Genomic DNA, 12484 nt, shown 5'->3' on the forward strand with positions numbered 1-12484 from the left:
CGGCTACCTGTATTGCTTGGGTTCGATCCCGTATTTTTTGACCTTATAGCCGAAAATGCGTTCCGTGGTCTTGAGGGCCATGGCCGCCTGCCGCATGTTGCCGCGACTGCTCTTGAGTGCGTCGATGAGAAGTTCTCTTTCAAACCGGTCCACGGCCTCAACCAGAGACTGGATCTGCTGGGTCCCGGTCTCCTGGGCGGTCTGCAGGGTAGGGGGGAGATGGTAGCTGTGAATGACCTGGTCGTCGCACAGGAGGACGGCCCGTTCCATACAATTCTCAAGTTCCCTTACATTTCCGGGCCAGTGATATTGGGTCAGGGCCTCAATAGCCGGGGTTGAAATCCGTTTGATGTCCTTGCCGTATTCCTCCGCGTATTTTTCCAGGAAGTAATCGGCCAGCAACAAGATGTCCGCCTCCCGTTCCCTCAGGGCGGGCATATATATCGGGTATACGTTCAGCCGGTAAAACAGGTCTTCACGAAAGGTCCCCTGTTCAACGGATTGGGCCAGATCCCTGTTTGTGGCGGCGATAAGACGGATATTGACCTTTATGACCTGTGTGCCGCCCAATCGTTCCAGTTCCCTTTCCTGGAGCACCCGCAGGAGTTTCCCCTGGCTCTCCAGGGCGAGAGATCCGATTTCGTCCAGAAAGATCGTGCCGCCGTGGGCCAGCTCGAATTTTCCCGCCTTTTCCCGATTGGCCCCGGTAAAGGCCCCTTTTTCATAGCCGAACAACTCGGCCTCCACCAGGTTTTCGGGGAGGGCCGCGCAATTCACCTTGATAAAGGGCTTGGTGGCGCGGAGACTGTTGTAGTGAATGGCATTTGCGGCCAGCTCTTTCCCGGTGCCGCTTTCTCCCAGCAAGAGCACGTTGGCATTGCTCTTGGCCACCTGGGTGATCAGATAGAACACCTCCTGCATCTTGCGGCTGTTCCCGATGATATTGGAAAAGCTGTATTTCTTGTCCAGCTCTTTCCTGAGACGGAGATTCTCCTCTTTGAGCCGTTCCTGCTCCCTGTTGATGCTCTCCAGGACGGCCACTTTCTGGGCGATGAGGGTGCTGATCACCGTCAGGAGCCTCACGTCTTCTTCCAGAGGGGCGGACCCTTCGAATACCCGATCCACGCTCAACGCCCCCAACACCTTTCGACCCTCTTTTATGGGCACGGAGATAAACGATATGGTGGATTTATTGATCCGGCTCCTGGCGCCGGTCCGATCCAGAAAAAGCGGCTCGTCATCGATCTTGGGAACGGCCATCGGCCGCCCCGTTTCGATGACGCGGCCGGTGACGCCTTCGCCCAATTTGTACCGGCCTCTGGTCTTTTCCGAACTGGATATCCCATGGGCCACTTCTATACGGATCTCGGAGGTATCGGGGTTGAGGAGGGCAATGGATCCCCGATTCATCCCCAGATGTTCCGACATGAGGGCAAGGGCCTTGTACAGGGCCTGTCTGAGATCCATGGTGGCATGAATCGCCTTGGTGATCTCATAGAGACAGATAATTTCATCGGGTTTGTGTTTCATTTCTACACGAATTCTGGGATTGGCGAATTGAGGGATTGAGGAATTCCGGTTCCCCCATTTGCATGTGTCTTCACGTAAGGATCCTCTCGTAGAGTTTCTTGATCTTGTCCCGGGTCATGATCCCTCTCCAATCCGGACCAAGGGCGTTCTCCCATAAAGGCTCAAGGACCAGGGCCACGTCAACCATTTTTTCGATTTCCTGTTCGCCGGAAGCCGGCAGCAGATGCCACGGGAGGTCGATGGTGTGCTTCTTCATCATGTGACGGAATTCCGCTACCCCCTCAGGATAGTATTCCTCCAGCTTGTCAAAGGCGAGACAATTGCCGATCCCATGATGGATCTCCAGTACAAAGGAGAGCCCGTAGGAGAGGGCATGGCAGATGCCCACCTGGGAGTAGGCGATGCTCATCCCCCCGAAATAGGAGGCCACCATGAGCTTGTCATCGCTCTCCGGCCCCCCGTCCAGGAATACCTCCCTGCAGAGGTCCATGGCCTTTTGACCATAAGACCGGCTGAAGGCATTGAGAAAGGAACCGCTCAGGGATTCCACGCAATGGATGTAGCAGTCCATTCCGGTATAGAAACGCTGGTCCGAAGGCGCACCGGAAAGCAGCTCCGGGTCCAGGATGATCTGATCGAAGGGCGTGTAATCGGAATTGATGCCGAGTTTCTTGTCCGGGCCGCAAAGGACGGTGGTGCGCGATGCCTCGGCCCCGGTCCCCGCAAGGGTCGGGATCCCCACGTGATAGACCCCGGGGTGCGGGATCAGGTCCCATCCCTGGTAATCGGCGGATGACCCCGGATTGGTGAGCATCAGGGATACTGCCTTGGCCAGGTCCATGGTGCTCCCCCCCCCGATCCCGATGACCCCGTCCGGGAGGTCCTCTGAGAAATCCCTGACCTTCTCTGTCAGCTGATCCACATAGGCTGTTTTGGGTTCGTCATCCACATTCACCCACAGGGTCAGGTCGCGGGGGCCTGCCGGTATTCTGTTTCTGAGGTCCTTGTCAGCAAAGACGTCATCCACCAGAAAGACCATGAACCCCTCGGGGTTCCGCCGTTTTTCCAGGAGGATCGTATCGAGCTGGTTGAACCCGTCCCTGCCGAAGACTACATAGGGAACTGTTTTGAAGTTTCGAAACATATGGCCTCTGAAACGGGACGTTGTCCCGGTTGGAATATTAGTACCGTATTCCCTGGTCTTCTGTCATAAAAAACAAGAAAATATGGCCATCCTTCCACTGTACGCTTAGCCTTCCGTCATTCCGGCACGATTCCAGCCGGAATCCAGAAGTACGGCGGACTGAATTCAGGCTAAGGGCATGCCGGAATGACGGGACAGCACACAGCCGTTTTGGTTGCGGTTAGCCGCTTAGAATTATAAAAAACCGGAATTGCGGGTTCAGCGCAATGAGGACGACTGATTCAGTGCGTTTCTCCTTCTCTTGCCCGTCATTCCATTACGCCTCGTCGTGACGATTCCGTCATGTTCAACTGGGATTCAGCATTTGAGGAATCAAAAATGCCCCGGTTACCGGGCAAACACCCCTTTGATCTTCTCAATTCGCTGTTTCAGGTCTTCCTCGGTCCACGAGAGCTTGATCTGCATGGAAAGGGTCCGGCTCATGACGGCGTCGGACTGCGGGAGCCTTACCTGCATGTAATCCGGGCAATGGTCAAAATCCTTGATCGGAAGCCTGGCCGCCGAAGAAAGGGCCTTGATATGGTCCCATCGCCGAAGATAGTGCCAGTTGTTATCGTACCAGTAGAAACAGCCGTCAATGCCCGCCTCACCGAGCCCCTTTGCCGCTGCCCTTGTCCTCTCCTCGTCGGGCAGGAAAAAAGAGAGGAATGTGGCCGAATCCCCCTCTTCATCGGGGATATTCCGGAAAGAGATCTCCGGAAACCGTGCAAGCGCCTCCTTTATGGCCTTTTTATGGGATCGCTGGGTTTCCAGAATGGCGTCCAGCTTTTTCAACTGGGCGAGCCCTACGGCCGCATTCAGCTCGCTGATGCGGAAATTGGTTCCTAAAATGAGATGGTCTTCAAGGCCCCGGTCGTTGCCCATGTGGTCATGCCCATGGTCGGCATAGGCATCTGCCGCCCTATAAAGGTCTTTATCCGCGGTGACCACCGCACCCCCCTCGCCGCAGGTAATGGTCTTGACCGGATCGAATGAAAAACATCCCATCCTGCCGAACGTGCCCAAGGCTTTCCCCTTGAACGCAGCCCCCACCGACTGACAGGCATCCTCTATGAGGATAAGGCCTTTTTGATCACAGACTTCCTTGATGTCGTCTATCCTTGCCATGGCGCCGCACATGTGGACCGGTATCACAGCCCTGGTGCGCGGGGTTATCACGGTCTCAATCCCATTGGGATCGAGGCAGAGGGTGTCATCGATCTCACCAAACACCGGCACGGCACCCGCCTGGAGAACCGCTTCAATAGTGGCCACAAAGGTAAAGGGGGGGACGATCACCTCGTCGCCCGCACCCACCCCGCAGGCGGCAAGGGCAATGGAAAGGGCGGCAGTTCCGCTGGAGCAGAGATGGCACCAGGGCGTGCCCAGGCGTCGGGCAAAGGCCTCCTCAAACTGCTTTGCCTTCCAGTGTCCCTGACGGGCCTGATCGAACCCATAGCGAAACAATACGCCCGTATCCAGAACATCCCGGACCTCTTTCCTCTCTTCATCGCCAAAAACCTCAAAACCGGGCATACGAGCCTCCTGAACGAAAAAGCGCCTTGCCAAGCCGCGGCGCCGGGTTGAATATCCATAAGACGGCCTCAAGATCTGAAAGCACAAAAATAAAAGCATACAAAAATGTAAGATAATTTGCAAGGGCTTTTTGGCCGGGCACTGTGATATGCTCCCCCCTGCAAGTTCATGCATTCAATGGGGTTCACCGGGAAAATTACATTGAATCATGGATGCCTTGTCGACGAACGCCCGGATCATCGGCAAAAGCGGCATTCGATGGATTCAGCACCAGTGCCCACACCGTGTTGAGTGGTCTTGATTTTACAATAAAACCAGAGAGATACCAAAAGAATAAGTTGACAAGGGCCTTTTGCATCGATATGGTGTATGAATTTAATTTTTGAATGCAAGGGGATTGGCCCTTGACTGTCACCCCTTGGCTATCCGGGCAAGCCGGAATTTAAAAAGACTCACACAAACCATGAATAGACGGCTCGTCATCACCCTCTGCCTGATAACTCTGGGCCTGTATGCTTGGCCCGCATATGAATGGGTTTCCTCAGGGAACCGGGATCGCGGTACATTTACGGCCGCCCCGGTCTCATCCTCGTCCCCTTCTGCCGCACCCTTTATGATCCGGGAATTCATCAGCCCGGATTCAGGGACCGGGATGGTTCATGTGGGATCCATTTGCGAGCTCCCCCGGGGGGGGCTGGCTGCGGCCTGGTACGGGGGGACCCGGGAAGGGGCCCGGGACGTGGCCGTCTTTCTTTCTTTGAAAGGTCCTGAGGACGCCTCCTGGTCAAGACCGAAGACCATTATGGACAGGGCGTCCGCATCCAGGGATCTGTCCAGGTACGTCAAGAAGGTGGGCAACCCGCTCCTTTTTTCCGGGCCCGGGGAGCGGCTATGGCTCATCTATGTGACCATCGCAGTGGGCGGGTGGTCCGGCAGTTCGCTTAATGTAACGTGGTCGGATGACAACGGGGCCACCTGGACCAGGAGCCGGCGATTGACACTCAGTCCCTTTTTCAACATCAGTGAGCTGGTCAGAAACAGGCCCCTTTCCATGAGCAACGGCGGTTTTGCCGTTCCCATCTACCACGAATTCCTCGGTTATTTCCCGGAAATGCTCTGGCTTCAACCACCGTTAAAGGGTCCGGAAATCCATTTTACAAAGAGCCGGATGACCGGGGGACAACGCTTTATCCAGCCTTCTGTGGTGGCTTTGGGGCCATTCGCGGCAAGGGCGTTTTACCGGTCCCGGGCCCATGAAAAGGCGATCGGCACGGCCGCTACAGAGGATGCCGGGGCAAGCTGGTCCGAGCCGAGGCCCCTCAGCCTGCCCAATCCGGATTCCGGGCTGGACGCTCTTCTCCTCTCAGATCAACGGATCCTCCTGGCCTTTAATGACAGCACCGTAAACCGGGAAAATCTGCGCCTTGCCGTGTCCGACGACCAGGGACGCCGCTGGACCCGGATAGCCACCCTCGACAGCGCCCCGAAAGGGGAATTCTCCTATCCCTACATGATCCGCACACAGGACGGCCGGATTCACCTGGTCTACACCTGGAACAGAAAACGGATCCGGCACATCGTGTTGAACGCGGCATGGATCGACGCCCGGATGAAAGGGACCCTGAAATAATGACTTGGGCCTTTTCATTCCTTTTTCCTTTTCTCCTGGTAACGGCCCTTTTGCAGGGTGTGACGGCACTCTCGGGCAGAACCCTGCAAGGCCGGGGTCCGGCCCTGGTATTGGGTCTCATAGGCGCCGGGATAGTCCTGTTTCCGGTGGGTGGATTGCCGTTGGCCCGCTGGCTGATCGGTTTCAATGCCAATTTCAGCATCCCCCTGACGGCGATACTCTTCTCCAGGGTTGTCAGGGCCACTTTTGGTATCAGGGTGCTGGATGACAAGGCCCTTCTGACATGCTGGATTTTCGCCATCACCGCAGGGGCGGCACTCTACCCGATGGCCCTGGGGCTGGGCCGGTGGGATCCCTATGCAGCCGGCTGGGAATTCTCATGGCTGTTCATCCTCTTGTTTTTTCTCACAGTGGTCCTGCTGATAATGAAAAACCGTTTTGCCATGGTTCTGATGGCCGTCATCCTGGCCTACCATCTCCGGCTGCTGGAATCCACAAACCTGTGGGACTACCTGGTCGATCCGTTCCTGGTAGTTGTATCGTGTATCGGGCTGGGAGGTAGTTTGAGGCGCAGGGCAGGAGGCGCAAGGCGCAAGGGGGTGCAGGATTGAAAATTCAAAGAGTTTACTTTTTTTGAGCTATCGTATAGTTTCTAAAGCGGATAACCGCAACCAAAACGGCTGGTGCTGTCCCGTCATTCCGGCATGCCCTTAGCCGGAATCCAGTCCGCCGTATTTCTGGATTCCGGCTAGAATCGTGCCGGAATGACGGAAGGCTAAGCGTGCAGTGGAAGGATGGCAATAATTTCTTGTTTTTCATGACAGAAGACTGGGGAATAAGAGTCTAAAAGCCGGTTCTCGTATTTCAGCCGAGCCGCCCAATACCTTTCTGGCTGCGGCTGTTAGGCCGGCTGAGGCATAGAATCAGGTCGATTGATGAAGGGACGCATGACAAAAGCCGATTCACCATCCAGGGAAGCAGGGGAATCAACGGCCTTTTCAGGGTCTGAAGACGCATCCGTCGGTCCGGAGATTTCCATCGTCGTTCCCGTGTATAATGAGGCGCCGAATCTCAAAGACCTTGTGGAACGGATTTTTCAGGTGATGCGGCCGATGGGCCGTTCATTTGAGGTGATCCTCATTGATGACGGGAGCACGGATGAAAGTCCTGATCTGCTGCGGGCCATCAAACAGGATTACAGGGAACTCCGGGTCATCCTGTTTCGGCGGAACTTCGGCCAGAGCGCCGCCATGACCGCAGGCTATGACCATGCCCTGGGGGACATGGTGGTGACCATGGATGGAGATCTCCAGAATGATCCGCAGAATATCCCTCTGATGATCACCACCCTCGAACAGGGATATGATCTGGTAAACGGATGGCGGAAAGACCGGCAGGACCCCTTTCTTTCCAGGCGGCTTCCCTCTCTGATCGCCAACTGGATGATCGGGATGGCCACCGGGGTGCGGCTTCACGATTATGGATGCTCTCTCAAGGCCTACCGGAGCGACCTGACCAAACACCTTCTTCTCTATGGCGAGCTTCACCGGTTTATACCGGTCCTGGCAGGGTTTCACGGCGCCCGCATCGGGGAGGTGGCGGTATCCCACCATGCACGGGTCAAAGGAAAAAGCAAGTACGGGATCGGTCGTACCTATCGCGTGCTCCTGGACCTGGTTCTCATGCTCTTTTTTCAGAAATTCGCCACACGGCCCCTTCAGCTCTTCGGGCTCAGCGGCGGTCCCCTCCTTGTGGCCGGTGTGGTCATCGAACTCTATCTCACATGGCTGAAGCTGTGGCATGGCGCGGATATCGGCGGGAGGCCGCTCCTCCTATTGGGCGCCCTTCTGATCATTACGGGGATCGTTCTCATCGGAATCGGTCTCTGCGCCGAACTCGTGGTCCGCACCTATTACGAATCTTCGGGCAAACGGATCTATACGGTGCGCGAGGTGCTGGAGTGACGGATAATGCGCGCCGTAAGGCGGGAAACCTCATCCGGATCGGCATCAGCATGGGACTGCTCATCTGGCTCCTCTGCCGGTTTGATCTGGAAGGGGTGTGGGGCTATTTTGAAGACCTGCGGATATCTGTATGGGCCGCCGCTTTTCTGATGGTCCTGCTGGCCCAGGTCCTCAGCAGCATCCGGTGGTGGATCATGGCCCGAACCGTGTCATTCCAGGGATCCTGGCCCACCTATTTGGGATTTTACTATGTGGGGATGTTTTTCAACCTGTTTCTCCCCACCGGCATCGGAGGCGATCTCTTCAAAGCCCACTTTCTGTCCCGGGAGGAGGGAAGGAGGGTTATGGCCCTGTTCACGGTGGTGGGGGACCGTTTCTTCGGTCTGATTGCCATGCTCCTCCTGGGAGGGGCGGCGGTCACCCTCTGGTCCGGACTCCTTCCGGAACCTTTCGCGGGATTTCTGACCGTCAGCAGCCTTCTCATCCTGGGCGGCCTGGCCGGGCTTCCGTTGCTTCAACGGGCCATCCGGCATTACCTGCCCCGGCTTTCCAGGCACCTGGAAGGACTTCTTATTCTTTGGCGACATCCGAAGCGGCTCTTCTGTGTGCTGGGCCTCTCTTTCTCTCTTCAGATATTGGGCATGGGGGCGGTGGCCCTTCTCGGGGGAGGCATCAATATCCACCTTCCGCTGTCTTTTTACTTTGCCAGCCTTCCCCTGATAGGAATCATAACCCTCATCCCGGTCAGTTTTAACGGGATCGGCGTCCGCGAGGGGGCCTTTGTCTATTTTTTCGGCCTCAAAGGGATAGCGGCAGAACCTGCCTTCGGTCTCGGACTCCTCTTTTTTTCAGTTCAGGTAGGCCTGAGTCTCATCGGCGGGATCGCCTATGCCTTAGGCGTACACCGGCGGTCCATCATAGATAAGTGACTTCTCGAAATGACCCTTTATCGCTATATCATCAACGAGATCTGGCCCACCTTTCTGGCGAGCCTGCTGGTATTTATTTTCATCATGGTAGCGGCCCAGATGCTGTCCATTACCGAATTGATCGTCACCCGGGGCGTCGCCATTACCCGGGTGGTCGGGATGGTCCTCTACCTCCTCCCTGACATCCTGACTTTCGCCCTTCCGGCAGTGACCCTCATGTCGGTGGTGGTGGCGTTTCTGCGCCTCTCGGCAGACAGCGAGATTATCGCCCTGAAATCGTCCGGGATCAGCCTCTATCAGATGCTCCCCCCTGTGGTGGTGTTCTCTGTGGTGGTGTTCCTGGCGGGGATTGCCATCAGCATGTTTGCGGCGCCGTGGGGCAACCGGTCGTTCAAGGACCTTTTGTTCAAGATCGCCGAGTCACGGGCGGACCTGGGGATTAAGGAACGGGTCTTTTGTGAGCCCTTTGACAATCTGGTCTTTTATGTAAACAGCTTTTCCAGGCAGGAAAAGGTATTGAAAAATGTCTTTGTGGTGGACAGCCGTGACGAGGAGGTGACCAATACTATTGTGGCCGAGGAAGGCCGGATGATTGTGCAGCCCGAGCAGCGCATTATCACCATTTTCTTTTCAAAGGGCACCATATTCGCGGTAGAAAAAAACCTGAATACCGCCCGGACCATCAAATTCAACACATATGGCTTAACCATCGGCCTGAAAGATGTTATGAAGAACCTTGAGTCTAGGCAAAAGGCGCCCCATGAGTTACCTGTGGGGGAACTGATCCGGCAGATCAAGGCGTCTCCGAAAGGGGATGTGGACCGAAGCAAGATGATGAGGGAACTTTTTGAGAAGTTCTCCATCCCCCTGGCCGTGATCTTCATGGGGATCATCGGGGTTCCACTCGGCGCCCAGATGAGGGCCAAGGGACGCACCGCGGGAATCGGGGTGAGTCTGGCGGTCTTTTCCATCTACTACATCTGCTTGATGGTCGTGCGGAGCATCAGTTCCAGCGGTTCGGTTCCCCCTGCCGCGGGCGTATGGATCCCGGACCTTTTTCTGATCATGACCATTATATATCTCCTGCGACGCGCCGCTGATGAACGCTCGATCAATTTTCTGAAATCGAGGCATTAGCTGAAGATGCCATTTTATTTTTATCTATCCGTTTTTGGATTCAGCGCCATCCTGTCGCTTATTCTGACTCCCCTGGCGAGAAGACTTGCCATTCGATGGGGACAGGTGGCAATGCCGAAGGATAACCGGTGGCACCGGAAAGAGACCGCCCTTATGGGCGGTGTCAGTATTTTTACGGCCATGATCACGGTCTGGATCCTGGCAGCCTACCTGACGGGCTGGTCCGCTTTCGGGCAGCCCTATCTGATCATGATCCTCTGTTCGGGGGGGATATTCGCCCTCGGGCTCATAGATGATATCTTCAATATGGACCCGCAGCACAAACTGGCCGGCCAGGTCATTATCGCCTCAATCCTCATATTTTTCGGGTATCGTCTCGGCTGGACCGACTCCAAGACCCTTAACCTGTTTCTGTCCATCATCTGGATTGTGGGGATCACCAATGCCTTTAATCTCCTGGATAACATGGACGGGCTTGCATCGGGCATAGCCCTTATCGCCGGAGGCTTCCTTTTCCTTCACCTCTATTTGGACCCGGGCTCCGGCTGGATTTCCGCACCTGCTCTCCTGGCGCTCAGCGCCTATCTTGGCGCTGTCTCAGGCTTCCTGGTTTTTAATTTTAATCCGGCCTCCATATTCATGGGCGACGCGGGCAGCCTCTTTGTCGGGTTTGTACTGGCCTGCCTGACCATTACCGGGACAGCATCCCAGACGGGTGAAAGGGACTTTTTCCATCTCCTGTATGTCATTGCCATCCCTGTGCTGATCCTGTTTATTCCCATCCTGGATACCGGTTTCGTCAGCCTGATGCGCAAACTGTTCCGCCGGCCTATTTCTCAGGGGGGGCGTGACCACTCTTCCCACCGCCTGGTGGCCATCGGTTTTTCCGAGAAAAAAGCGGTCCTGGTCCTCTACGCCTTTTCCGGCGTATCCGGACTGATGGCCCTCGCCATCAACCGCTTCAACACCGGCACCAGTCTGGTCCTCATTGCCATATACCTCCTCTTCATCGTATTTTTCTGGATCTATCTGGCAAGGGTAAAGGTGTATTCGGAAAAGTCGATCCTATCCGGCGAGGTTTCAGGCCTGGTGACGCCTCTCCTGATTGATATGACGTTCAGACGGCGGATTTTCGAGGTCCTTCTGGATCTGGTCCTGATTACCGTGGCATACTATACGGCCTATCTTCTCCGGTTTGAGGGGACCATCGGGCCCAATTTTGATTTTTTTCTCCACTCCCTCCCCATCGTCATCGCCTGTCAGATCCTCTTTTTTTATGTTTTCGGCATCTACCGGGGCGTGTGGGAGAACACGAGCGTTCGGGATCTGATCTCCTATGGAAAGGCGATTACGGCCGGGACTGTTCTCCCCATCCTGATCCTTCTGTTTATCTATCGGTTTTACAGCTTTTCCCGAGCCGTTTTTGTCATCTACTGGGGGTTGATGCTCATCCTGGTATCACTTTCGAGGCTTTCTTTCCGGCTCCTGGATGAGGGGGTCCGCGGCGCCAACAGGGAGGGGAGGCGCGTCCTGGTGTACGGCGCCGGCCTCGGCGGGCAGATGGTTCTCAGGGAGATTGAAACCAACCGGGATCTCGGCTTGACAGTGGCGGGCTTCATGGACGACAATCCGCGCATACAGCGGACAAGCCTCCGCAGCTATCCGGTATTCGGGGGCTTTAAGGACCTGGAACGGATCATCGCCGACCAGAAGATCCAGGAGATCATCATCTCTTTCAAGATGAACAGCTCGGAGAAAAGGAGGGAAATCAAGAGATGGTGTGAAGAGATGGGCGTCGACGTGGAGGTAAAGGAGATGCGCCTCACCATCACTTAGGCGTTAAAGCCCTGAGGGCGTCACCCGGCCCGGGTTCCGACCGGGAGGCGCCATGTTGCTGCGAGCGATCTCCGGGTGCAATCCCTTGTCCGGACCTGGATCGTGCCAGTCGCCTCAATTCATCGGGGGTATTGATATTCAGAAAGGATGTCAGGTCAGGATCCCATCTCCTGACCTCATCCTCATCCACAAAGCGCACCGAGACCGATGAAAAAAACCTGAAGATCTGGTATGTCCCGGACCGGATCAGGCCTTCGATGCCGGCCAGACACCTTTTGCCATATACCCCGTGAAGGGCCTCTATCTTTCCGGAAATCCTCGGGACCACCACGTCGAAATCATCCCTGATCGCCACCATATGCCGGATCAGACAGGGGTTGAGAAACGGCATATCGCAGGCGACAAAAAACCCCGCGCGATCCGGGATCACCTTCAGACCGGTATAAATCCCGCCCAACGGCCCCAGCCCCCGGATAACATCCTGGGCCATCGGAATCCGAAGATAGGCATATTCGTCCGGCGTGTTGGTGATCATGACGACGTGATGAAAGATGGCGCCCATGACCTGGAGCACCCTCTCGATCAGGGGCACGTGGTCCAACTCCGCCAGGGCCTTATTTTTCCCGTAGCGGCTGCTCCGGCCCCCTGCCAGGACAACACCGGTAACGTCCTCGATCTTTTCAGCGCTGCTGGAAGCGCGATTCTCTGATTCAGGATTCACAATTTTCCCATCCCTGTC

10 protein-coding genes are annotated in these 12484 nt (G+C 55.8%); 6 read left to right on the forward strand and 4 right to left on the reverse strand.

The features are described 5' to 3' along the window. Nucleotides 1-3: 3 nt before the first annotated feature. The 3 genes from K9N21_14160 to K9N21_14170 all read right to left on the reverse strand — a co-directional run bounded on the left by K9N21_14160 (nucleotide 4) and on the right by K9N21_14170 (nucleotide 4249). Nucleotides 4-1530: a sigma 54-interacting transcriptional regulator gene (locus K9N21_14160; protein MCF8145057.1), complete on the reverse strand. Its 1527-nt coding sequence runs from the start codon at nucleotides 1528-1530 to the stop codon at nucleotides 4-6. A gap of 70 nt (nucleotides 1531-1600) precedes the next feature. Further along, a complete protein-coding gene (locus K9N21_14165) occupies nucleotides 1601-2674 on the reverse strand; it encodes an iron-containing alcohol dehydrogenase (GenBank protein MCF8145058.1) in 1074 nt (357 codons plus the stop codon). A gap of 387 nt (nucleotides 2675-3061) precedes the next feature. Next, complete coding sequence (locus tag K9N21_14170; GenBank protein ID MCF8145059.1) at nucleotides 3062-4249, reverse strand: DegT/DnrJ/EryC1/StrS family aminotransferase; 1188 nt, start codon at nucleotides 4247-4249, stop codon at nucleotides 3062-3064. Nucleotides 4250-4712: 463 nt separating this feature from the next. Between K9N21_14170 and K9N21_14175 the strand changes: the two genes are divergently transcribed. From K9N21_14175 to K9N21_14200, 6 genes are all read left to right on the forward strand, one after another. Further along, complete coding sequence (locus K9N21_14175; protein ID MCF8145060.1) at nucleotides 4713-5879, forward strand: exo-alpha-sialidase; 1167 nt, start codon at nucleotides 4713-4715, stop codon at nucleotides 5877-5879. Next, entirely contained in the window at nucleotides 5879-6490 is a 612-nt protein-coding gene (locus tag K9N21_14180) for a hypothetical protein (GenBank protein MCF8145061.1), read from the forward strand. The genes K9N21_14175 and K9N21_14180 overlap by 1 nt, the downstream gene beginning before the upstream one ends. Nucleotides 6491-6826: 336 nt before the next feature. Further along, entirely contained in the window at nucleotides 6827-7843 is a 1017-nt protein-coding gene (locus K9N21_14185) for a glycosyltransferase family 2 protein (protein MCF8145062.1), read from the forward strand. Further along, on the forward strand, nucleotides 7840-8772 hold the full coding sequence (locus tag K9N21_14190; protein MCF8145063.1) for a flippase-like domain-containing protein: 933 nt from the start codon (nucleotides 7840-7842) through the stop codon (nucleotides 8770-8772). Before K9N21_14185 ends, K9N21_14190 begins: the two co-directional genes overlap by 4 nt. A gap of 9 nt (nucleotides 8773-8781) precedes the next feature. Further along, entirely contained in the window at nucleotides 8782-9909 is a 1128-nt protein-coding gene (lptF, locus tag K9N21_14195; protein MCF8145064.1) for an LPS export ABC transporter permease LptF, read from the forward strand. Between the two features lie 6 nt (nucleotides 9910-9915). Continuing rightward, a complete protein-coding gene (locus tag K9N21_14200; GenBank protein MCF8145065.1) occupies nucleotides 9916-11745 on the forward strand; it encodes a glycosyl transferase in 1830 nt (609 codons plus the stop codon). On the opposite strand, the gene K9N21_14205 is transcribed toward K9N21_14200, so the two are convergent. After that, nucleotides 11738-12466: a molybdenum cofactor guanylyltransferase gene (locus K9N21_14205; protein MCF8145066.1), complete on the reverse strand. Its 729-nt coding sequence runs from the start codon at nucleotides 12464-12466 to the stop codon at nucleotides 11738-11740. The genes K9N21_14200 and K9N21_14205 overlap by 8 nt on opposite strands. Between the last annotated feature and the right edge of the window lie 18 nt (nucleotides 12467-12484).

The organism is Deltaproteobacteria bacterium, from assembly GCA_021737785.1.
In the GTDB taxonomy this organism is placed as follows: domain Bacteria; phylum Desulfobacterota; class DSM-4660; order Desulfatiglandales; family Desulfatiglandaceae; genus AUK324.

Excerpts from the sequence above, each read along its gene's own strand:
- K9N21_14165 (MCF8145058.1), bottom strand. The coding sequence starts at position 2,674 with ATGTTTCGAAACTTCAAAACAGTTCCCTATGTAGTCTTCGGCAGGGAC.
- K9N21_14160 (MCF8145057.1), bottom strand. The coding sequence starts at position 1,530 with ATGAAACACAAACCCGATGAAATTATCTGTCTCTATGAGATCACCAAG.
- K9N21_14200 (MCF8145065.1), top strand. The coding sequence starts at position 9,916 with ATGCCATTTTATTTTTATCTATCCGTTTTTGGATTCAGCGCCATCCTG.
- K9N21_14180 (MCF8145061.1), top strand. The coding sequence starts at position 5,879 with ATGACTTGGGCCTTTTCATTCCTTTTTCCTTTTCTCCTGGTAACGGCC.
- K9N21_14175 (MCF8145060.1), top strand. The coding sequence starts at position 4,713 with ATGAATAGACGGCTCGTCATCACCCTCTGCCTGATAACTCTGGGCCTG.
- K9N21_14185 (MCF8145062.1), top strand. The coding sequence starts at position 6,827 with ATGACAAAAGCCGATTCACCATCCAGGGAAGCAGGGGAATCAACGGCC.
- K9N21_14170 (MCF8145059.1), bottom strand. The coding sequence starts at position 4,249 with ATGCCCGGTTTTGAGGTTTTTGGCGATGAAGAGAGGAAAGAGGTCCGG.
- lptF (MCF8145064.1), top strand. The coding sequence starts at position 8,782 with ATGACCCTTTATCGCTATATCATCAACGAGATCTGGCCCACCTTTCTG.